Source organism: Sphaerisporangium sp. NPDC005288 (genome assembly GCF_040607475.1).
GTDB lineage: Bacteria > Actinomycetota > Actinomycetes > Streptosporangiales > Streptosporangiaceae > Sphaerisporangium > Sphaerisporangium rhizosphaerae.
The window spans coordinates 156,703-178,194 of the sequence record NZ_JBEXGT010000014.1; the positions used below are offsets into that span (position 1 = coordinate 156,703).

General features: G+C 73.7%; 16 protein-coding genes and 1 tRNA gene. 11 read left to right on the plus strand and 6 right to left on the minus strand.

Features of this window, described 5'->3' with window-relative positions; genetic code table 11:
* The first annotated feature begins 6 nt into the window (after positions 1 to 6).
* Positions 7 to 1,260, plus strand: a complete 1,254-nt coding sequence (locus ABZU32_RS15915) for an acyl-CoA dehydrogenase family protein (RefSeq protein ID WP_354922543.1) — start codon at positions 7 to 9, stop codon at positions 1,258 to 1,260.
* A gap of 440 nt (positions 1,261 to 1,700) precedes the next feature.
* On the opposite strand, the gene ABZU32_RS15920 is transcribed toward ABZU32_RS15915, so the two are convergent.
* Positions 1,701 to 2,339 carry a TetR/AcrR family transcriptional regulator gene (locus ABZU32_RS15920; protein WP_354922546.1) on the minus strand — a complete coding sequence of 213 codons (639 nt, stop codon included), beginning with the start codon at positions 2,337 to 2,339 and terminating at the stop codon, positions 1,701 to 1,703.
* A 225-nt stretch (positions 2,340 to 2,564) separates the two neighbouring features.
* Between ABZU32_RS15920 and ABZU32_RS15925 the strand changes: the two genes are divergently transcribed.
* The gene (locus tag ABZU32_RS15925; RefSeq protein WP_354848339.1) at positions 2,565 to 3,329 is read left to right on the plus strand and encodes a nuclease-related domain-containing protein; all 765 of its coding nucleotides are present in this window, start codon (positions 2,565 to 2,567) and stop codon (positions 3,327 to 3,329) included.
* Positions 3,330 to 3,537: 208 nt separating this feature from the next.
* On the opposite strand, the gene ABZU32_RS15930 is transcribed toward ABZU32_RS15925, so the two are convergent.
* Positions 3,538 to 4,920 (minus strand): VWA domain-containing protein, encoded by a 1,383-nt coding sequence (locus ABZU32_RS15930; protein ID WP_354922549.1) that lies wholly within the window; start codon positions 4,918 to 4,920, stop codon positions 3,538 to 3,540.
* On the minus strand, positions 4,917 to 5,780 hold the full coding sequence (locus ABZU32_RS15935) for a MoxR family ATPase (protein ID WP_354922552.1): 864 nt from the start codon (positions 5,778 to 5,780) through the stop codon (positions 4,917 to 4,919). The genes ABZU32_RS15930 and ABZU32_RS15935 overlap by 4 nt, the downstream gene beginning before the upstream one ends.
* 96 nt (positions 5,781 to 5,876) lie before the next feature.
* On the opposite strand from ABZU32_RS15935, the gene ABZU32_RS15940 reads away from it, so the two are divergent.
* Together ABZU32_RS15940 and ABZU32_RS15945 are read left to right on the plus strand one after the other, a co-directional pair.
* Positions 5,877 to 5,953, plus strand: a tRNA-Lys gene (locus ABZU32_RS15940).
* A 192-nt stretch (positions 5,954 to 6,145) separates the two neighbouring features.
* Entirely contained in the window at positions 6,146 to 6,700 is a 555-nt protein-coding gene (locus ABZU32_RS15945) for a sigma-70 family RNA polymerase sigma factor (protein WP_354922555.1), read from the plus strand.
* A gap of 111 nt (positions 6,701 to 6,811) precedes the next feature.
* Here the strand turns inward: ABZU32_RS15945 and ABZU32_RS15950 are convergent, their stop codons facing one another.
* Positions 6,812 to 7,909, minus strand: a complete 1,098-nt coding sequence (locus ABZU32_RS15950; protein ID WP_354922557.1) for an alpha-hydroxy acid oxidase — start codon at positions 7,907 to 7,909, stop codon at positions 6,812 to 6,814.
* 111 nt (positions 7,910 to 8,020) lie between these two features.
* Between ABZU32_RS15950 and ABZU32_RS15955 the strand changes: the two genes are divergently transcribed.
* The 3 genes from ABZU32_RS15955 to ABZU32_RS15965 all read left to right on the plus strand — a co-directional run bounded on the left by ABZU32_RS15955 (position 8,021) and on the right by ABZU32_RS15965 (position 11,855).
* The gene (locus tag ABZU32_RS15955; protein WP_354922560.1) at positions 8,021 to 9,370 is read left to right on the plus strand and encodes a cytochrome P450; all 1,350 of its coding nucleotides are present in this window, start codon (positions 8,021 to 8,023) and stop codon (positions 9,368 to 9,370) included.
* A 75-nt stretch (positions 9,371 to 9,445) separates the two neighbouring features.
* Complete coding sequence (locus ABZU32_RS15960) at positions 9,446 to 10,462, plus strand: hypothetical protein (protein ID WP_354922563.1); 1,017 nt, start codon at positions 9,446 to 9,448, stop codon at positions 10,460 to 10,462.
* 10 nt (positions 10,463 to 10,472) lie between these two features.
* Positions 10,473 to 11,855, plus strand: a complete 1,383-nt coding sequence (locus ABZU32_RS15965; protein WP_354922566.1) for an ABC transporter substrate-binding protein — start codon at positions 10,473 to 10,475, stop codon at positions 11,853 to 11,855.
* Positions 11,856 to 11,880: 25 nt separating this feature from the next.
* Here the strand turns inward: ABZU32_RS15965 and ABZU32_RS15970 are convergent, their stop codons facing one another.
* A complete protein-coding gene (locus ABZU32_RS15970) occupies positions 11,881 to 15,399 on the minus strand; it encodes a WD40 repeat domain-containing serine/threonine-protein kinase (RefSeq protein WP_354922569.1) in 3,519 nt (1,172 codons plus the stop codon).
* A 286-nt stretch (positions 15,400 to 15,685) separates the two neighbouring features.
* Here ABZU32_RS15970 and ABZU32_RS15975 point away from each other — a divergent pair, with 286 nt between their 5' ends.
* Together ABZU32_RS15975 and ABZU32_RS15980 are read left to right on the plus strand one after the other, a co-directional pair.
* Positions 15,686 to 17,938: a SpoIIE family protein phosphatase gene (locus ABZU32_RS15975; protein ID WP_354922572.1), complete on the plus strand. Its 2,253-nt coding sequence runs from the start codon at positions 15,686 to 15,688 to the stop codon at positions 17,936 to 17,938.
* A complete protein-coding gene (locus ABZU32_RS15980; protein WP_354848367.1) occupies positions 17,935 to 18,528 on the plus strand; it encodes a DUF5709 domain-containing protein in 594 nt (197 codons plus the stop codon). The genes ABZU32_RS15975 and ABZU32_RS15980 overlap by 4 nt, the downstream gene beginning before the upstream one ends.
* A gap of 87 nt (positions 18,529 to 18,615) precedes the next feature.
* Here ABZU32_RS15980 and ABZU32_RS15985 read toward each other — a convergent pair whose 3' ends face one another.
* Positions 18,616 to 18,858, minus strand: coding sequence for a hypothetical protein (locus ABZU32_RS15985; protein ID WP_354848369.1), 243 nt, complete (start codon positions 18,856 to 18,858; stop codon positions 18,616 to 18,618).
* A gap of 270 nt (positions 18,859 to 19,128) precedes the next feature.
* Here ABZU32_RS15985 and ABZU32_RS15990 point away from each other — a divergent pair, with 270 nt between their 5' ends.
* Positions 19,129 to 20,064 carry a PrsW family glutamic-type intramembrane protease gene (locus tag ABZU32_RS15990; protein WP_354922574.1) on the plus strand — a complete coding sequence of 312 codons (936 nt, stop codon included), beginning with the start codon at positions 19,129 to 19,131 and terminating at the stop codon, positions 20,062 to 20,064.
* 48 nt (positions 20,065 to 20,112) lie between these two features.
* The gene (locus tag ABZU32_RS15995) at positions 20,113 to 21,462 is read left to right on the plus strand and encodes a PP2C family protein-serine/threonine phosphatase (RefSeq protein ID WP_354922606.1); all 1,350 of its coding nucleotides are present in this window, start codon (positions 20,113 to 20,115) and stop codon (positions 21,460 to 21,462) included.
* The last annotated feature ends 30 nt before the right edge of the window (positions 21,463 to 21,492 follow it).

Consider the following 21,492-nt stretch of genomic DNA (forward strand, 5'->3'; position numbering starts at 1 on the left):
GACCCGATGACACTGCTGTACTCCGAGGTCGAGGAGGAGCTGCGGGCGGCCGTCCGCGCCCTGCTGGCCGACCGGCGCCCGCCGTCCGCGGTGCTCGCCCGCGCCGAGAGCGCCCCGGGGCACGACGCCGACCTGTGGAAGGCGCTGGCCCGCGACATCGGCGCCGCCGGGCTGCTCATCCCCGAGGACCTCGGCGGCGCGGGCGCCTCCGCCCGCGAGGCGGCGGTCGTGCTGGAGGAGCTCGGCCGCGCGGTGGCCCCGGTGCCCTTCCTGACCAGCGCCGTCATGGCGACCGGCGCCCTGGTGGCCTCCGGCGCCGGCGAGGCTCGCGACCTGCTCGCCTCCCTCGCGACGGGGGAGAGCACGGCCGCGCTCGCCGTCTCGTTCGCCGCCTCGCCGTACCCGCCGGGCCCGGCCTGGGTGCGGGCCGAGCGGGGGAGGCTGACCGGACGGGTCACCGCGGTCGCGGGGGCCGAGGGCGCCGACGTGCTGGTCGTCCCCGCCTCCGGAGCGCTGTACGCGGTCGACGCGGCGGACGCCGTCGTCGAGCCGGTCACCTCGCTCGACCTCACCCGGCCGGTCGCCACCGTGACCTTCGACGGCGCGCCGGGCCGGCCGGTCGCCGCCGGCCTCGCGCCGCTGCGCGCGGGCCTCGCGCTGGGCGCGGGGCTGCTGGCCTCCGAGCAGCTCGGGGTGGCCGAGTGGTGCCTGGCCACGACCCTCGCCTATGTCAAGGAGCGGCACCAGTTCGCCCGGCCGGTCGGCTCGTTCCAGGCGCTGAAGCACCGGCTCGCCGACCTGTGGATGGAGATCGTGCAGGCACGCGCCGCGGCCCGCAACGCCGCCGACGCGCTCGCGACGCGGGCCGGCGCCGGCGACGACCGGCCCACCCGGCCGCAGGTGACCGGCCCCGGGGCGGCCGGCGCCGCGGAGGCCGCCGGGCAGGACGGGCGGGCCCACGACCAGGCCGTCGAGGCCATGGAAGCCATGGAAGCCATGGAAGCCGTGGACACCGGGGAGGCCGTGGACGCCGAGGTGGCCATGGCGGTCGCGGTGGCGCAGGCGTGGTGCGGGCCGGTGGCCGTGCACGCGGCCGAGGAGTGCCTGCAACTGCACGGAGGCATCGGGATGACCTGGGAGCATCCCCTGCACCTGTACCTCAAGCGCGCCAAGGCGGACCAGATCGCGCTCGGCACTCCCGGCGACCACCGCGACGCCCTCGCCCGCCTCGCCGACCTCCCCGCCCCGCTCGCCGTCTGAGCGTTCAGGAGGAGGGCGCCTGAAGCCGCGAAGGCTGGTGGGCGGCTGTCCGTTGACGGTCGCCGGGCGGGGCGCCGTACGGGCGGCGCCGGCCTCGCCGTACCACGACCCGCCGACCCGGCGCCGATCACATCCAGCACACGTCGGATGGGGATCCGCGCCGTGGCCGCCGCATCGGGGATGGCGGGGGAGTTTGTGGGGGTCAGGGGCGCGGGGAGGCGAGGAGGAGGTCGGCGAAGTGGCCGCCGACCTCGGCCACATGTCGGATGGGGATCCGCGCCGTGGCCGCCGCATCGGGGATGGCGGGGGAGTTTGTGGGGGTCAGGGGCGCGGGGAGGGCAGGAGGAGGTCGGCGAAGTGGCCGCCGACCTCGGCCACATGTCGGATGGGGATCCGCGCCGTGGCCGCCGCGTCAGGGGTGGCGGGGGAGTTTGTGGGGGTCAGGGGCGCAGGGAGGCGAGGAGGAGGTCGGCGAAGTGGCCGCCGACCTCGGCGGCCGACAGTGGGCCGTCGGCGTGGTACCAGGTGCCGAGGTGGTGGACCGAGCCGAAGAAGAAGTCGACCACGAGGTCGGCCGGCACGTCGGCGCGGAAAACGCCGACGCGCCTGCCTTGGTCCACCAGGTCGCGGAAGCGTTCGTGGTAGCGGCGCCGCTCCGCCCGCACGGCCTTCTGGGTCTCGGGCGCGAGCTGGTGCATCGACCGGAAGAAGATCTTGGAGTCGTCGAGGTTCTCGATGCTGGTGGCGACCACGTCGGCCGCGGCGGCGTGCACGCGGTCGGCGATCGGCCCGGGCGCGTCCGCGAACCTGTCGAGCCGTTCCATCTGCAGCCGCAGCACGCGGGCGTAGATCTCCTGGAGCAGGTCATCCTTGGAGGTGAAGTAGTGGTACATCGCCCCCTTGGTGACCCCGGCGGCGGCGACGACCTCCTGCACCGACGTGCTCTCGAACCCCTTCTCGGCGAACAGCCGCGTCGCCTCGGCGATCAGCCGCTGCCGTACGGGCTCGTCCGGCCGGACGCCCTCGCCCGGCCTGTCCTGTGTCGTGGTGGCCGGTCGCCGGGCCCCGTTGCGCGCCATCTCGCACGCCTCCCCTGAATCGCGATGACACCCAGCGTACCGACTGGTCGGTCAACTGATGGGGGACATGGCGTCTTCTGGCGTGCTGATTTACCCGGGTCCGGATAACTTCCGCGTCCATGCTGTGTCGCGGGTGTGCTAATTCCGTTACCTTGGGAAAGTTGGAGCCCCGGGTTGGGTACTCCATAACGTAGTCGACTGAGCCCGAAATCGTGGGGGTTTCCGGTGCCCAATGGGTCCATCTACGTGCCGCAGGACGACAAGTTCAAGTGGGGCACACCTTCGGTGATGTACGAGCTCCGGTGGCGCGAGACCAGGTCGGAGCGCCGCCGCCGGCGCCACTTCATGGCGGGAGCGGGCCTCATCCTGTTCACCGCTCTCGCCTTCTACCGCTCCTTCCCGCTGCCCTTCCTCATCGGGCTGCTCGGCGGCGGCGCGGTATGGGTGGTCGACGCCTTCGTCTCCTGGCGGATGTTCGAGGCCACCGCCGTCTGGCGCGGCAAGCGCAGCGGCGCCGTCCGCACCGGCCGCCTGCTGCGGCGCGGGCTCGGCAAGCACGGGTACCGCGTGCTCGACGGGCGCGCCGTGCCGGGCAAGGCGTCCATCGACCACCTGGTGATCGGCCCGGGCGGGGTGTGGATCGTCGACAACGAGGCGTGGCCCCCCGACACCCACATCGCCGCCTACGGCGGCAAGCTCTTCTTCGGTGAGCGGTCGGGCACCTCGGTCGCCAAGGGACTCGTGGACGCCGCCACGACCATGGCCGAGATGCTGTCGCGCGAGTCGGGCATTCCCATCGCGGTGACGCCCCTGCTGGCCGTCCACGGCGGGCGGGTGAAGCCCCCGTTCGTGAGCGCCGAGGGCCTGACGCTGTTCCTGCCTCGTAAGGCGGCGCGGTGGATCCTCGGCGACGCGCACGTCGACCTGTCGCAGGAGCAGGTCGAGGTCCTCGCCCGCACGGCCGCGCGCATCCTGCGGCGCATGTCCTGACGCGGCGCGGCCGCGGCCGGCTTCCCGACCGAGGCGCGGTTCAGGTGGCTTCCGGACCAAGGCGCCGGTCCAGGCGGCTTCCGACCGAGGCGCCGGTTCAGGGGACTTCCACCAGGAGCGGCGTCCGGTGCGGAGGTCCGGGCCGTCTGCGCGGAGGTCCGGGCCGTCTGCGCGGAGGTCCGGGCCGTCTGCTCGGCGAGGCCGGCGGTTAGGCCAGTTCCTCGATGAAGGCGGTGAGCTGGGCGACGTTGCGGCACTCATGCATGGGCACGACGCCGCCGTAGGCGCCCGCAACCGAGTCGCCGGTGTCCCACTGCGCGCGCGGCTCGGGGTTGAGCCAGTACGCGTGCCGGGCGGCGCCCGCGAGCTCCTTCAGCGCCGGCAGCGCCGGAGACTGGTAGTTCGACCGCGCGTCGCCCAGGATCAGCAGGGACGTCTTGGGGGTGATGGCGTCGGCGTACCGTTCGGCGAACCTCTCCAGCGCCCGCCCGTAGTCGCTGCGCCCGAAGCGGGTGATGTCCGCCTCCCGGGTCATCCGCGTGATCGCCTCCACGACGTCGGCGCCGGGCGCGAAGAAGCGGGTGATCTCGTCGGCCGTGTCCACGAACGCGAACGCGCGCACCTTGGCGAACTGCTCGCGCAGCGCGTAGGTCAGCAGCAGCGTGAAGTGCGAGAAGGCCGACACCGAGTCGCTGGCGTCGCACAGCACCACCAGCTCCGGCTTGTGCGGGCGCCGGGGCCGCATGTGGGTCACGACGGGCACGCCGCCGGTGCTCAGCGACGCCCGCACCGTGCGCCGGAAGTCCAGCCGGCCGCGGTCGCCGTGCCTGTGCTTGATCGTCAGGCGGGTGGCCAGGCGCCGCGCCAGCGGGTGCACCTCGCGCCGCAGCCGGGCGAGGTCGGCCTTGGTGATCCGCAGGAAGTCGATCTGGTCCACCGGCGGCCGCACCGCGGACCTGGCGATCCTGTCGATGCCGGACTCCTCGGCGATTCTGCGGCGCACGTCCGCGGCGACGGCCTCCTCGAAGCCGGCGATGCCGTCCGACAGCCGCCGGCGGGCGAGCTTCTCGGCCAGGCCGCTCCGTTCCTGCCCGCGCAGCAGCCCGGCGAGCATCCCGGCCATCAGCGTGCCGGGGGACAGGGCGCGCAGCACCGAGTAGGAGAACCAGTTCTGCCGGCCCGGCGCGGCCTGCTGGCGCCCGAACCGCTCCACCATGGCCCGGACGAACTCCCCGAAGGCCGGGTCGCCGGTGGCGCCCGCGTCGGCGGCCAGCAGCTCGGCCAGCCGCTCGCGCAGCTCGGGTACCTCGGCCCGCTCCAGGTCAGGGCCGTCGCCGCCCGTCCGGGCGGCGGGGCGCGGGCCGCCGGTGACCGGCGGGAACCACAGGTCGAACAGCGTGTCGAAGGCCGGACGGTACGCCGGGCGCTTGACCAGCGTCGCCGCGTACGCCTCGCGCAGCGCCTCGCGATCGGTCATCTCGATCACCTGGAGGGCGCGGGCCGCGTCCAGTCCTTCGGCGGGGGACACCGGCACCCCGGTCCCGCGCAGCGCCGCGAGGAACCGCACATGCCTGTCCAGCAGCGGCGTCACTCGGTGAGCCCCAGTTCCTTCACCGCGCGGGTCTGGTCGGTGGCGTGTTTGAGCACCACGCCCAGCGTCGCGGCCGTCGTGGCCTCGTCCAGGTCCGCGCGTCCGAGCGCGAGCAGCGTCCGCGCCCAGTCGATGGTCTCGGCGATCGACGGCGACTTCTTCAGCTCCAGGGCGCGCAGCGTGGCGACCGTGCGGGCGAGCTGCTCGGCCAGCGAGGCCGCGATGCCGGGCACCTGCGCGAGCACGATGTCCCGCTCGCGATCGGGCGAGGGGTAGTCCAGGTGCAGGTACAGGCAGCGCCGCTTCAGCGCCTCCGACAGCTCGCGCGTCGCGTTGGAGGTCAGCACGACGAACGGCCTGCGGGTCGCGGCGATCGTCCCGAGCTCGGGGATCGTCACCTGGTAGTCGGACAGGATCTCCAGCAGCAGGCCCTCGACCTCGACGTCGGCCTTGTCGATCTCGTCGATGAGCAGAACGGCCGGTCCGGTGCGCCTGATCGCCTTCAGCAGCGGCCGCTCCAGCAGGAACTCCTCGCTGAAGATGTCGTCGTGGGTGTCCTCCCACGCCTGCCCGCCGGCGGCCTGGATGCGCAGGAGCTGCTTCTTGTAGTTCCACTCGTACAGCGCCCGGGCCTCGTCCAGGCCCTCGTAGCACTGCAGCCGGATCAGCTCGGCCCCGGCAGCCTGGGCGACGGCCTTGGCGAGCTGCGTCTTGCCGACCCCGGCCGGGCCCTCGGCCAGCAGCGGCTTGCCCAGCGCGGCGGCGAGGAAGACCGGCGTCGTGACCTCGTCGCCGGCCAGGTAGTCCGCCGCGGCGAGCCGTTCCCCGGCGTCGGCGGGTGAGGCGAACCACGACGTCATCGGCACTCCCGTCATCGACCCGAATGTTGTTCTACTCTAACCGGTCCCACAGGTACGAAGCGGTCCACAAGGTGCGCTAATCTTGAGCTGCGTTCTGCGCCGCTAGCTCAGTTGGTTAGAGCAGCTGACTCTTAATCAGCGGGTCCGGGGTTCGAGTCCCTGGCGGCGCACCACGGCAATGGCCGGTGGCCTGGGCACTCTCACTTGACGGGGGTGCCCATCGTCATTTCCGGCGCCGTGCTGTTCTGGACGCCGTGCTGTTCTGGACGTGAACCTTTCACCGCGAAAGCCTCGCCCTGCTGGGCCGGGGCCACGCGGGCGGCATGGGGGTGAACCGGCGTGGCCGCGGGCGCGTCGGAGCGATCATGCAGATGTCCGATGAGTCGCTCATCGAGGGCATGGCGTCGGGGGACCAGGACGCGACGGCCGTGTTCGTGCGGAGGTTCCACGCGCGGGTGTACGGGCTGGCGCTCGGGGTGGTGGGCGACCCGGGGCTCGCCGAGGAGGTGGCGCAGGACGCCTTCGTGCGGGCCTGGCGGCACGCGGCCACCTACGACGCGCGGCGCGGGCACGGGGCGACCTGGCTGCTGACGATCACCAGGAACGCGGCGGTGGACGCCGTCCGGCACCGCCGCGACCTGCCGGTCGAGCCCGGGGGCATCGCGGCCCGGCCCCCCGCGACCGCCGAGGCGGCCGACCGCGAAGGGGCCGAGCGGCTGTCGCTGGAGCTGGAAGGGCTTCCGCCCGAGCAGAGCAGGCTGGTCGTGCTGGCGGTGGGCTACGGGTTCACGGCCGCGGAGATCGCCGAGCGCGAGGGGATACCGCTGGGGACGGCGAAGACCCGCATCCGGCGCGGCCTGGCCCGGCTGCGCCGGAGCCTCGCGGTTCCCGGCGAGGACCGGCCGCCGGAGGCGGGATGAGGTCGGCCACTTCAGTTCCACGTGGTCGAGCAGGTCGCCGGTCACTTCCGCCGCGCGCCGTCGAGAAGATCGCCGGTCGCTTCACCTCAATGCCGTCGAGCAGGTCGTCGGTCATTTCAGGTCAACGCCGTCGAGCAGGTCGCCGGTCACGTCGCCGGGGGAGGCCGCGCCGCACAGGGTCAGGGCGTTGGCCAGCTCGTTCCGCAGCAGGGTGAGGACCCGTTCGACGCCGGCCCGGCCCGCGACCGCGAGCCCCCACAGCGCGGGCCGCCCGATCGCCACGGCGTCCGCGCCGAGCGCGAGCGCCTTGACGACGTCGGTGCCGCGCCGCACGCCGCCGTCCAGCAGCAGCGGCACCTGTCCGCGTACGGCGTCGGCGACCAGGGGGAGCCGGTCGAGCGAGGCGGGGACGGTGTCGAGCTGGCGGCCGCCGTGGTTGGACACGACGATCGCGTCCACGCCGTGCTCGACGGCGAGACGCGCGTCCGCCGGGTGGAGCACGCCCTTGAGCACGATCGGCAGCGAGGTCGTCCGGCGCAGCCAGTCGAGGTGCCGGAAGGACAGGTCCGGGGACAGCGCGACCTGCCGCACCTCGTCATCCCGGCCCTGCTGACCCTTCTGGACCATGTTCGCGCAGTACATGCCGGGCGGCAGGTCGTGGAAGCCGTTGCGGTCGCCGCGCTCGTTGCGCCCCAGGGCGGGGGAGTCGGCGGTGACGACGAGCGCGCGGCAGCCCGCGTCCTCCGCCCGCCGGACCAGCGACGTGGTGAAGCCCAGGTCCGGCTGGATGTACAGCTGGAACCACAGCTTCGGCCCGCAGGCGGCGATCTCCTCGATCGTGACCGTGGAGAGCATCGCGGCGATCATGATGACGCCGGCCTCGGCGGCGGCGCGGGCGGTGGCGAGCTCGCCGTCGGGGTGGGCCAGCCGGTGGAAGGCCGTCGGCGCGAGCAGGACGGGCATGGACGCGGTCTCGCCCAGCACGGTGACCTCCAGCCGGGGCGGCCCCTGGCCGCGCAGGACGCGCGGCACCAGAGCGCGGCGGCGGAAGGCGGCCTCGTTGGCGGCCACCGTGATCTCGTCCTGGGCGCCGCCCGCGAAGTAGTCGTAGTGCGCCGGGTCGAGCCGGGCGCGGGCGGCCGGTTCGAACTCGCGGAGGTTCACCGGCGGCGTCTCGCGCGTCACAGCGCCGGTGCCGACATGGTCCATGCCGGTTATACGAGTCCCGGCGCTCGCCAAGATTCACAATTAATGTGAAGATTCAACGAATCTCGCGAATCGGTTGTTTTCGTATAACTGGTCCCGGAGATGAGGAGACCCATGATCGTCGCCATCTCGGTCCTGGTCGTGTTCCTGAGCCTGCCGTACTGGCTGCCCCGCACGGTGGTCGCCCTGCGGGTCTGGATCTTCGCCCGCGTCAACGGGGCCGAGGGGATCACCGTGCCCGGCGGCCGGTTAGGCCCGTCCCGGTTCATGGAGCTCTACTCCCACCCCGCCGCGAACGGCCGCAGCAAGGGCGCGGCGCTGTCGGACCTGTTCTGGTACTGGCTGTCCCCGGGCCCCGAGCTGCACCAGGAGCACCTGGAACCCGGGCCGCGCTACGAGGAGGTCGCCCGCTGCACGCGCCGCATCCTGCGGATGCCCAGCCGGACGGCCGACGACCTGGCCGTCCGGAGCGTGGAGGCGGCGCTGCCCGGCCGGATCGGCCTGGTGCGGCTGCGCGACCTGGTCATGCCCGTCTGGGCGGATCTGTACTACCGGGTGGTCTTCGGACGGGAGTGCCCGGAGCAGGTCCGCCGCATGATCGTGGCCAACGCCGACGACGTCGTGACCGCGCTCAAGTGCTCCGGCCTGCGGCACATGCGGCGCAGGCTCCGCCTGACCGACCACCTCGAAAGCGTGCTGGACGAGGTGCCGCACGAGCTGCCCGGCCCGTTCTCCCGCCGGGAGCGGGCGCTGTACCTGCACGGGACGTTCTTCACCACCGCCGTCGTGCAGAGCTCGGAGGCGACGGCGCACGTGCTGATGATGCTCGCGCGGCACCGGGAGATCCAGGAACAGGCGGTGACCGACGAGAAGCTGCTGGCCCACGTCATCGAGGAGACCTTCCGGATCTTCCCCCTCTTCGGGATCGCCCACCGCGTCACCTCGGCCGACATCACGCTGGACGACCCCACGATCCCGGTGATCCCGGCGGGGTCGGTGCTGTGCTTCGACTACCTGCGCTACCAGCGCTCGGGATACCCCGACCCGGACACCTTCGACCCGTGGCGGGAGGAGCGCCCGACCTACATCCCGTTCGGGGTGGCGGCGAACCGCCCCTGCCCCGCCTGGCACCTGGCGCCGCTGACCGTGCAGGGCGTGGTCAGGGAGCTGCTCGGCCGCTACGCGTTCGCGACCTCGGCCGGCCACACCCGGTCGCTGCCGAACCGCGGTCCCTGCCTGGTCACCCCGCGGGCGGCGTCACCGTCGCGGCCGCGCCCGGCCCTCATGGCCGCCATGCGGGTGCGCGACCGCTGGGAGGACGTGGGGCGCAGCGTCGTCCAGCTCTTCCTCGGCACCTTCATGGTCTGGCACGCCCGCCGCCTGCGGCTGTGCGCCCGGTACTTCGCCGCCGAGGAGAGCCGGGCGCAGCCCGCCGGACGACCCGCCGGACGACCCGCCGGATGACCTACGTGCCCGCGGCCGCCGCCCATCGCGGCGTTCGGGTTGTGCGCCGAAGTGGATCAGGTGCAGGGTGTCGGGATGGGCGACACCTATCGGCGATTACGGCGGATGGTCACGCTGACCCTCGTGCTCACCGCCGCGGTCTGGCTGGCGGCGACGACACTGCTGCTCGGCAGCCGGGCGACGATCGCCTCGGCCGCCGAGGAGGCCAACCCCGCGCTGCTGGCCTCCCTGGCCGCCCACGCCGCGCTGTCGGACACCGACCGCGCCGCCTGGCAGAGCTTCCGCGGCGGGGAGGTCAAGCTCACCGGTCCCGGCCGGCGGTACCGGGACGACATCACGACCGCTGGTGAGAACCTCGTCCGCCTCGCCGAGCTGGACACGACCGGGACGGCGGGCCGCCAGGCGCTTCTCGCGGTCAACGGCCAACTGGTGACCTACCAGGGCCTGGTGGAGCAGGCCGACGCCAGTTACCGGCAGGGCGCCGACGACCTCGGGTACGCCTATCTCACCTACTCCTCCAACCTGCTGCACGGCCCCGGCGGGCTTCTGTCGCGCATCGAGGACATGGCGGAACTCAACCGCCGCGCCATCGAGCGGAGCCACACCTCGCCGTGGGTGGACCCCGGCACGCCGCTGGTGGCCCTGCTGGCGGCCGGCGTGCTCCTGGGGCACCTGCTCCGCGTCCAGGTCTTCCTGTCCCGCGCGTTCCGGCGGACGATCAACCCGCCGCTGCTGGCCGCCACCCTGGTCCTGTGCGTTCTGGCGATCTGGACGACCCTCGCCCTGAACGGCGGCCACCAGGCGTTCAGGTCCGCCGAACGGCAGGCACTGCCGGCGCTGAGCCAGGTCTGGCAGACCCAGATCCGGCGGGCGGACCTCGGAACGGCCGCCCTGCGGGCGAACGCCTCCCGCGTCGCCTCCGCCGAACCGGACCTGACGGCCGCCGAGCCCGCCCGGGCGCGGCTCGACACACTGATGGCGCGGGCGCTGGACTCGGGCGGGCTGATGGCGGGCCTGCCGATCGGCGCCGTCGCCGTCGCCGTGCTCGCCACCGCCGGGCTGCGGCTGCGGCTCAACGAGTTCCGAGGCTGAGGAGGCCGGGATGATCAGGCGATTAGGACCGGCGCTGGTGCTCCTCTGCTGCCTGTCGGCCCTCTCCTGCGGCCGGTCCGGCGGCGGCGAGTCGATCTCGGTGCTCGGCCCGTGGACCGGCCAGGAGGAGCAGGCGTTCCGCGCCATGTTCGCCGGCTTCGAGCAGGCCACCGGGATCCACGTCGACTACACCGGCACGCGCGACGCGAGGTCCGTCCTCGGCAGCGAGATCCACAACGGCAATCCCCCCGACCTCGCCGTGCTGGCGACGCCCGGCGAGCTGCGCGACTACGCCGCGGCGGGGGTGCTGCGTCCTGTCGACGACGCGCTGAAGGCGTCCGATCTGCGCGGCCAGTACGGCGCCGGAGTCGGCGACCTCACCGTCGTCCCCGGCCCGACGGGCGAACGGCACTCCTACGCGGTCATCGTCAAGGCGGCTCTGAAGAGCATCATCTGGTACGCCCCCGGGAAGCTGCCCGCGGACGCCCGTATCCGGCTGACCACGCCCGGCCTGACCTGGAAGGAGCTGACCCGGGTCGCGTCCGGCCTGGGGTCCTCCGGCGGGCGGCCCTGGTGCATGGGGGTGGAGGACACCGCCAACTCCGGCTGGCCGGGCACCGACTGGATCGAGGACCTCCTGCTCCACCGGTCGGGGCCGGGGGTGTACGACCAGTGGGTCGCGGGGACGCTGCCGTGGACCTCCGCGCCCGTGAGACAGGCCTGGCAGGCGTTCGGGTCGGTCGTGGCCCAGTCCGGCGACCGCGGACGCATCCTGCTCACCAACTTCGGGCGGGCCGGGACGCGGATGTTCGTCACGCCCCCGGAATGCTTCCTCGACCACCAGGGGTCGTTCATCACGGCGTTCTACGGCCAGGCCCTCGGCAGGGGGAACGCCTCGCCGGGTCCGGAGCCCGACTTCGACTTCATCCCCTTCCCTTCGGGTGACGAGCGGAACGGATCCCCCGCCGACGGCGAGGACGGCGACGGGCAGGGGGATGGGCAGGGCGACGGCGGGCGAAGCGGTGCGGGCCAGGGACGGGCGGAGGAGGTGGCGGCGGACCTGCTCGGCATGTTCCGCGACACCCCCGCCGCCCGCAGGTTCCTCGCCCATCTGACGACGCGAGCCGCCCAGGAGACGTGGATCCGGCGCCCGGCGAGCGGCGCGATCTCGCTCAACCGGTCGGTCCCGGTCGACGCCTATCCCGACGCCCTCTCCCGCCGGATCGCCGAGACGCTCACCGCCGCCGGCGCCGTGCGCTTCGACGCCTCCGACTCCATGCCGCAGACCATGGCCGCCGCCTTCGACCACGCGGTCCTGGCCTACATCGCCGACCCGGGGCGGCTGGACGCCCTCCTCGCCGACCTCGACCAAGTGCGCCGAGCGCCCCACTGACCACGCCTCCTCGGCGGGGGCCGGCTCAGCGCGGGGACGCGGCGGACGGGCAGGTGGGGCGGTAAGGGAGGCCAGGGAGCTGGGCGGCCCATTCTCCGGGCGTCAGGTCGCGGCCCGCGCGGGCGCAGGCGGCCGCCGCCAGCGCATCGGGCGCGATGGGCTGGACCGCGAAGCCGCCCTGGTCGTCCAGGACCATCAGCCGGCGCCCGTCGGCGGAGAAGGCGACCTCCCTGACGGCGTTGATCCGCTCGACGACGGGGCGGCCGAGCAGCACCCCGGTCGCGCGGTCCCACAGGGCCACCGAACCCGTTCGGCCTCCCTGCACCGTGGCGATCAGGCGACCGTCCGGGCTGGCCGCGACGGCGGTCACATCGCGCGTGGGCCCCTGCAGGATCAGCTTCGCCGGGCCGCCGGAACCGGGCGTCCACAGCGTCAGCCGCCCCTCGGCGTCGCCGAGCGCGTACAGGGCGCCGCCCCCGGTGAGCCGGGTCTGGCGGGCGTCGTCCCCCAGGGTGACGGGCCCCGCCGGGCGGCCGGTCGCGACGTCGACGGCGCGGGCGTCCTCGGCGCGCAGCACGACGGCCCTGCCGTCCGGCGTGAAGCCGATCTCGGCCGCCGATTGGCGGTCCAGCCGCCACAGCCGTCGGCCGTCGCGCAGGTCCCACAGCATGATCTGGTCACCGGTCCGCGGCTCACCGGTACGCACCAGGGCGGCCAGGTGGCGGCCGTCGGGGGCGAACGCCATCGCGTCCGGGTAGGACGCAAGCCCGGTCAGCCGGGCGCGGCGGGCCCGGGTGGCGGTGTCCCAGACGGTGATCCCGGAATCGTCGGGGTCGTCGCCGCCCACCGCGAGAAGCCGCCCGTCCCGGCTGAAGGCGGTGCCGAGGGTGTAGAGCCCTCCGGGGCGCGTCGAGAACAGCCGCCGGCCGGCGGGTCCGCCGGTGTCGGCCCGGGCGAGGCCGAACTCTCCCGTGGCCGAATCGCGGTAGGCCAGCATCCGCGCGTCGGAGCTCATCGCGGCCCAGTGACCGGTGGTGGCGCCGGACAGACCTGTCAGGTCCAGGCTGACGACGGTGTCGCCGTCCAGGTAGCGCAGCGTGCGCCCGTCGGGATCGAACGCGAGCCGGGCCCCGTCCGTCGCGACCACGTGCTCCATGACCAGGGCGCGGTCCGCGACCCGGTAGACCTGGACGCCGGCCGGGGCGACCGAGGCGAGCAGCGTCCCGTCATGGGAGAAGCGCAGATCGCCTCCGTTCCAGCCCTCCATGATCAGGTCGTGCTGCGCGCCCGTCACCGGGTCGTGAAGGCCGATGGCGCCGTTGTTCCCTATCGCGAGCGTCCGGCCGTCCTCGCTGAGCGCCGGCCGGTACCAGCACTGCGGGCACGAGGCCATCAGGGTGGTGCCCCGCCCGCCCGGCACCGTGGTGCGAACGACGGGAGTGCTCTGCGGGCCCGCGCTGATCACGGCCGTGCCGTCGGGGGTGGCGATCGCGCCGCAGCACATCCCGCCCGCCGACGTGCGGCCGGTGGCGGTGTTCCACACCGTCTCGCCCTCGCCGAGCGAGACGGCCAGCAGGTGCTCGGACCGGCCGTAGGTCAGGGTGACGCCCAGGTGGGTGCTCGCGGCGCCGAGCGGGTAGGTATGGGGGAGCGCGTGCCCGGTCCGCAGATCCCACAGCCGTACGTCGCGTCCCTCGATGGCGACCGCGAGCACCCTGCCGCGCGGGCTGACCGCGGCGTCCATGATCCGCCCGTCGGCCTCGCCGATCTTGACGACCGCGCCGGCCGGGGCGCCGGTGCGGACGTCCGAGGCCCGGGCCACGCCGCGCGAGATGCTGACCAGCACCCGGCCGTCGTCGCTGAGGCGGCGGACCGCGTCCGCGGCCGGGTCCTGGAAGACCCGCACCTCGCGCTGGGCGAGCGAGCCGGTCAGCGCGGCCCTCGCCTCGGGAACCGGGCTGAGCTTCCAGGCCGCCACGCTGAGCAGCATCGCCTGCACGGGATCGGTGCCGCGCAGCCCTTCGGAGACCACGGCGATCCGGCGTGCCTCGGCCTCGTCGCGCTGGGCCGCGGCCACTCTGATCTGCCACACCGCGACCGTGGTCGCCGCCAGGGCGATGACGAGCAGCACGGCCATCACGGCCGTCACGACTCTGCCGCGCCGGGCCCTGCGCCGGGTCAGCGCCGCCCCCGCGTCCAGGAAGTCGCGTTCGACGGGAGTGAGGGTGATGTGGCGGCGACCGGTGGCCGCCCAGCCCAGCGCGCGCTCCAGGGACCCGCCCTGCATCAGCTCGCCCTCCTTGCGCCCCTGCAGGTGCCACCGCCGCGCGGCCGTGGCGATCTCACGGTGCGCGGGCAGGCCGTCGCGGTCGGCCCTGACCCAGCCGCGCATGCGCGGCCAGGCGTGCGGCAGGGCGGGACGGGTGAAGGCCACCTCCTCGGCGCCCGCGCGCACCAGATAGGAGAACGCGCCCAGCACGCGCTCGACCGCCTCGGCCTCCGGAGCCGGACGCCCGCCGATGATCTCCTCGCGCGGGACCCGCCGCGCGAGGAGCTCGCCGTCGTCGCCGACGGTGACCAGGCGCAGGAAGATCTCCGGGACGAGCTCGCGGTCGGCCGGGCTGAGCGTCTCGTAGGTCTCCTCGGCGATGGTGCCGAGCGAGGGGTCCCCGGCAGGCCGCCGGGACATGCCGCCGGCGGTGCGCGTGCCCTCCACCAGCAGCCGGGCCATGTCCAGCCGCCCGTCCCCGCTGACCAGCGCGAGCAACAGCTCGGGCGCGGTCGGCCGGGCGGTGGGGTCCTTGGCCAGGGCGGCGCCCACCAGCCCGCGCAGCGACGGAGGGAGCACGTCCAGGTCGGGATGGATCGACAGGACCCGGTGCATGACCGCGCCGATGTTGTCGGCCATGAACGGATCGGCGCCGGTCGCGGCGAACAGCACGATCGCCCCCCAGGCGAACACGTCGGCCGGCATCCCGGCGCGCGTCCCCCCGAACACCTCCGGCGCCATGTACGTCGGGGTGCCGGCGGTCTGGCCGGTGGCGGTCAGCGACATGTCCAGGGTGCGGGCGATGCCGAAGTCGATGACCCGGGGCCCGTCCGGGCCGAGCAGCACGTTGTCCGGCTTGAGGTCGCGGTGCACGACGCCCGCCTCGTGGATCGCCGCCAGCGCCGTGGCGATCGCGGTGGCCAGCCGGTGCAGGTCGCCCCCGGCGAACCGGCGGCCCCGGGCGAGGGCCCTGCGCAGGTCGGGGCCCTCGACGTACTCACTGACGATGTAGGGCCGCTCGCCCGCGATGTCGGCCGCCAGCACGCGGGCGGTGCAGAACGAGGCGACCCGCTGCGCCGCGGCCGTCTCCCTGCGCATCCGCTCGCGCGAGTCCGCGTCGTCGGCGGAGTGGCCGTGCAGCACCTTGATCGCCACCCGGGAGCCCTCGGCGTCGTAGGCCTCGTACACCACGCCCTGCCCGCCCGCCCCGAGCCGGCCGGCCAGCCAGTATCCGCCCACCCTCTGCGGATCGCCGTTCACGAGCCCCTGCGCCATGGTGTCCTCTCGCCGTCCGTACAGGGCGTTGGACGCGTCGCATCGCGACGTGGTTCGCCGCCTTCGCAGCAGGTGCGCTGTGGGGTGTCTGACCTGCGCCGATAGAGTGTGGTTTGTACGCCCGGCGGGAACGCGGAACCGGGGCACGACCGCCCGCGGGACCGGATCGCGCCAGAGCACCGACCAGGCGCGGGCGTCCTCGCGCAGCAGAGCAAGGGAGCGGGCCACGCTCGAAGACCGCAGGCACGTCCCTCATGTCCCGCCGACGGCCGGCACCGGGCGGGACGTGCTGATCGGCGCGGCCCTGAGCCGGGCGGTGCGTGACATGGACGCCTACTCGGGGGCGGTCTACCTGCCCGACGACGAGGGGCGGCACCTGGCGGCGACCGTGATCTGCGGCGCCCCTCCCGCGATCTTCACCATGCCCGACCGGATGTCGGTGGACGGGCCGTACGCCACGGCGATGGCCTACCGCACCGGGCGGCCGGTGAGCGTGGGCGCCACGGACGCGAGCTTCCCCGCCGCGCGGCTGCTGCCGCTGGTCCCCTTCGCCTACTCGGTGGTCGCGGTCCCGCTCATCGCCGAGGAGGGCCCGATCGGGACGCTCACCGTGGCGTGGGTGCCTCCTCGCCGGCATGGGCTCCCCGACGCCGAGATGCTCCGCCTGAGGGGCATGGGCGCCTCGCTGAGCCGCGACCTGGCCCGCCTGGGCGAGCGGGGCGCGTCCATCAGGGCCAACCGCCCCCCGGTGGTCATGCCGCTGTACGACGGCGTCGCACAGGAGCGGGAGTGGGGCCTGCCCGGCATCCCCGGCTCGTTCGGCATGTCGCTGATGTACCAGGTGTACAAGCTCTCGGCGATGCTGAACGAGGCCAGGGGCCTGCCGGAGATCATCCACGCGGCCGAGCAGCGGGTGATGGCGCCCTTCGGCGCCTGCTGCTTCGCCCTGGCCACGATCGCGGAGGGCCGGCTGCGGCTGGCCGGGCAGACGGGCTGCCAGATGGATCTGACGGAGGAGATCCACGACGTCCCCCTCACCCGGTCCACTCCTTACACCGACGTGATCCGCAACCGCGACCCGCTGTTCTTCACCGGTGACGACGTCCTGAGCTCCGACTATCCGTCCACGACCGCCGGCGGCCTGCAGTCCCTTGCCGTGCTGCCGATCGGCCCGAGCGCCGCGCCGGTCGGCACCTTCATCCTCGGTTTCGACCGGCCCCGGCGGTTCGGGGCCGGTGAGCGCGCCGTCCTGCTGATGATGACCAGTCAACTCGGCCTGGCGGCGGAGCGGGCGCGGCTCGGCGAGAACGAGCGGGCCCTGGCCCAGGGGCTGCAGAAGAGGCTGCTGCCGCGCACGCTGGCCGAGCTGCCGCAGGTGGTCACGACCGCCCGCTACCTGTCGGCCCCCACCTCCGCCGGGGTCGGCGGCGACTGGTACGACGCCTTCTGCCTCCCCGGCGGCCGCATCGCCCTGATCGTGGGCGACGTCGAGGGGCACAACATCGACAGCGCCGTGATCATGGGCCAGCTGCGCAGCGCGTTGCGCGCCTACGCGGCCGAGGGGCACAGCCCGGCCGGGGTGCTCGCCAGATCCAGCGACCTGCTCGCCGACCTCGACACCGACCTGCTGGCCACCTGCTGCGTCGTGCGCATCGACCCGGAGACCGGCGTCGCGGAGGTGGCGCTCGCCGGCCACCCCGTGCCGCTGGTCTGCGGGCCGGACGGCGTGGTCACGGTGCCCGACGTCCCCCCCAACGTGCCGCTGGGGGTCCCGCTCGACGGGGCGCACCGCACGGCCGAGATCCCCCTGACCCAGGGCTCGCTGCTGATGCTCTACACCGACGGCCTCGCGCAGTCGGCCACCGGCGACCCGGTGCTCGGGGCCCGCGACCTGCTCGCATCGGTCGAGGAGCCCGGTGACGCCTCCCTGGAGCGGCTCGCCGACCGTCTCATCGCCGTCGCGCCGGACCACGAGGTGCGCCGCGACGACATCGCCGTCCTGCTCGCCCGCTACGAGGGCGACCCGTGCGGCGAGCGCCGCCGCATCGACCGCATGGCCATCCAGCGGCACGATCTGCAGGGCGTCGGGGCCGCCCGCAGGTTCGTCCGGCGCCACCTGCGCGAATGGGGCCTGGACGAGCTGTCCGACGACCTGGAGGTGATGGCCTCGGAGATGGTGACCAACGCGCTGATCCACGCCGACAGCGACGTGGAGGTGCGGCTGCGCGAGTACCCCGACCGAGTCCACCTGGAGGTCCGCGACACCGACCCCCACCCCGCCGTGCCCGCGCCGATCACCGCCTCCGAGGAGACCAACGCGGTCGCCGAGCACGGCCGCGGCCTGATCATCGTCGGGCGGCTCGCCACGACGTGGGGCAACTCGCCGAGCGGCCGCGGCAAGACGGTCTGGCTGGACCTGGACACCGGTCACGGGTCCGGGTCGCCATGTTTCGGGCCGCGGAGGCGGGTAGGGCCGGATGCGGCAGATGATGATCGCCGGCAGGTGACCCGGCCAGGGGGAGAGGGGGCGCGGTCGTGAACGCACGTGACCCGCATTCACGGTTCGAGGACGAGGGGATCCCCGACCTGCAGGACGGCACCCCGCAGCAGCAGTGGGCGGTCGATCCCCAGGAGGCGCCGCTGCCGGGGGACCGGCCGATCGGGGTGGACGACTTCGGCACCACGATGGAGGAGCAGAGCCAGGGCGAGTCCCTGGAGGGCCGGTTGCGGCGCGAGGTCCCCGAAGAGGAGCCGGTGTTCGGCGTCGGCGAGCAGGAGGCCGCGACGGGCACGCGAGGCGTGGACGAGCGCGGCCTGGACGAGCGCGGTCTGGATCCGGAGATCCCCGACGGCCCGCCGTCCGATGAGGACGCCGAGAACGGCCTCGGGGTCGGCTCCGACCTCGACACGCGCTTCGAGCCCGACGACGACCTCGACGACGACTGGTCCGCCCAGCCCGAGGAGCCGTCCGGGACGGTGTGGGACGAGCCGCGGCGCGCGGGCCGCCTGGTCGAGCCGGACGAGGGCGTCCGGGGCGACACCGAGGCCGAGCTGATCGCGGAGGAGGTGGGCCCGGACGGCGGCGGCTACACCGCCGAGGAGGCCGCGATGCGGGTGGAGCCCGAGTGACCCCCCACCGGCCCGGGTCCGAACCAGGACGAGCACCGGACGTGGTGCACTAGGGGAGAAGGCGGTGCCTTCTCGCCCAGGGCTGGGTCATTCGAAGTCGTCCGGGTTGAGTTCCTTGAGGCGTTCCCGTTCGGCGTCGCTGATCTCCGTCTCGCCCTCGCTCGCGCGAGAGCCGAAGGGCATCCCATGCGGGACGCCGCCGGCCGCCGCGGAGCCTTCCTCGGCGGGTGTGGACGGCGCGCCGGACGCCCCGCCGGTGTCGCGCTCGACGTGCCCGGACTCCTCCTGCTCGAGGTGCCCGGACCGCTCCTTGCCGGATGATGTGCTCATGTCGTCCCCCGTACATCCACGGCGGGCTCCGGCCCTTTTCCGGCCGGGACGACTGCCGGCGTCGCCGCCGTGGACCCTGTGTGCCGGGCGGGCGCGGTGCGGGCCGTGGAATCGTCGCGTGAACCCCCTCTTTGCCTACCCCCGGGACGCGCGGCTACACTGCGCAGCCCCTTCTACCTGCGGTTTCATCGCCAGAGGCCAGCGGTTGGCGCCTCCAGGGCAGGGTAGAGGCCGACCCTGGGACGCTCCGGTCCTGCTGGAGGAGGAGCCATGATGGCAGCCCGTGCCGAGGCGAGGACGTCCGCGCGCCGGCCATGGGTGCGCATTCTGCTGACCGGGCTGGTGCTGTGGCTGCTGACGGTGGCGATCACCTTCCTCACCGGGAACCCGAACCTGATCCCCACCCTCGTGCTGCTCGGCAGCTTCCTGGTGCCGGTGACCTTCGTCGTGTGGGCCTTCGAGCGCCGTGACACCGGGGAGCTGACCCCGACGCTGGTGTTCAGCACCTTCCTCACCGGGGGTGTGCTCGGCGTGCTCGGGGCCTCGGTGCTGGAGTCCTACCTGCTGCGCCCCTCGGCATGGCTGTTCGCGGGGGTCGGGTTGATCGAGGAGGCCGTGAAGCTGTTCGCCCTCGCCTTCCTCACCCGCCGCCTGGCCGTCAAGTCCGTGCGGGACGGCATGATCCTCGGCGCGGCGGTCGGGTTCGGGTTCGCCGCCTTCGAGTCGGCCGGGTACGCCTTCACCGCGCTGTTCACGGTCAAGGGATTGTCGCTGATGCAGCTCGTGCAGACCGAGGTGCTGCGTGGGCTGCTCGCCCCCGTCGGGCACGGGCTGTGGACGGCGATCCTCGGCGGCGTGCTGTTCAGCGCGAGCACCAGGGACCACTTCCTGATCACCGGCCGACTGGTGCTCACCTACCTGGGCGTCTCGGCGCTGCACGCGCTGTGGGACTCGATGCACTCCATCGCCCTGATCGTCACGCTGGTGCTCACCAGCACGCCCGGCGAGCTGGTGCTGCTCACCCGGGGCTTCATCCCCGACCCGAGCGAGGCGCAGTTGCGGTCGTTCACCATCGTGTACTGGGCCGGTCTGGCCGTGGTGGCGCTGGCCGGCGTCGGCTGGCTGCTCGGCCTGTGGCGCTCGACCCGCCGCCCGGGCCGCGTCCCGCCGGCCTTCCGCGTCCCCACGGGGTCTCCGCCGAGATGACCCGCTCACCGGAGCGGCGCGCCGGCGCCTGATACGGTCGGTCGCGTGATGGAACGGCGCGACGGCACGGCGGAGATGCTGGTCCGCCTGCTCGACGACGCCCATTTCGCCGCCCTGGAACAGATTCCGGCCCTGGTGGCCGAGCACGCCGCGCGCGCGGGTTTGCACGACGTGCGCATCTATCTGGCCGACCTGCAGCAGAACGTGCTGCGCCCGCTCACCGCCCTCGACGAGATCGCCGCCAAGGACAAGGCCGATACCGGCGACACGGCCGGCGGGCAGATGTTCGCCGGCGAGCCGGGCACCGAGGAGGTCACCGAGCTGAGCGTCGAGGGGACGCTGGCGGGCCGGGTCTTCCAGGAGACGCGGATACTGTCGTCCGCCGCGCCCGGCGGCGGCACGATCCTCTGGGTGCCCATGCTGGACGGCGTCGAGCGTCTCGGGGTGTTCCGGGCCGCCACGCGCGATCCCCAGGACGCCCCGTCTCACGGTGAAGAGGTCACGGACGCCGCCGCCGAGGAGATCCCGCGCGAGACCGGGTTCGCCTACCGCGAGGCCGTCGAGTCCCTGGCGTCGCTGGTCGCGCTCCTGGTGATCAGCAAGCGGCCCTACAGCGACTCCTACGCCCGGCTGGTGCGGAGGAAGCCGATGAACGTGGCCGCCGAGATGCAGTGGAACCTCACGCCGCCGCTCACGTTCGCCAACGAGACCATGGTGATCGGCGCCGTCCTGGAGCCCGCGTACGAGATCGGCGGCGACGCGTTCGACTACGCCATCGCGGGCGACGTCGTGCACCTGGCCATCTTCGACGCGATGGGCCATGACACCTCCGCCGGGCTCACCGCCAACCTTGCCGTGGCCGCCTGCCGCAACCACCGCCGCCAGGGCGCGGGGCTCGTCGAGACCAGCGAGAACGTCGAGCGCGTCCTGATCGAGGAGTTCGGCAGGGGCGTCCGCTTCGTCACCGCGATCATGGCGCATCTCGACCTGACGACCGGCCTGCTGACGTGGGTCAACCGGGGGCACCACCCTCCTGTGGTGATCAGGGACGGACGCTGGACCTCCACCCTGGAGTGCCCGCCGTCCCACCCTCTCGGCCTTGACCTCGGCATTCCCGTCACCCTGTGCCGGGAGCAGCTGGAGCCGGGCGACCGGCTGCTGCTCTACACCGACGGCATCACCGAGGCCCGCAACCGGCACGGGCAGGAGTTCGGGTTGCACCACTTCGTCGACTTCATCATCCGGCACAACGCCGCCGGCCTCGCCGTCCCCGAGACCCTGCGCCGCCTGATCCGCAACGTGCTCGACTACCACAGCGGCGAGTTGCAGGACGACGCCACGGTGCTGCTGGCCGAATGGCGCGGCGGCGGCGCCCGCCGGCTCGTACCGCGCGCCTGACAGGCGCCCACCGGCCGCACCGCGCGTTCG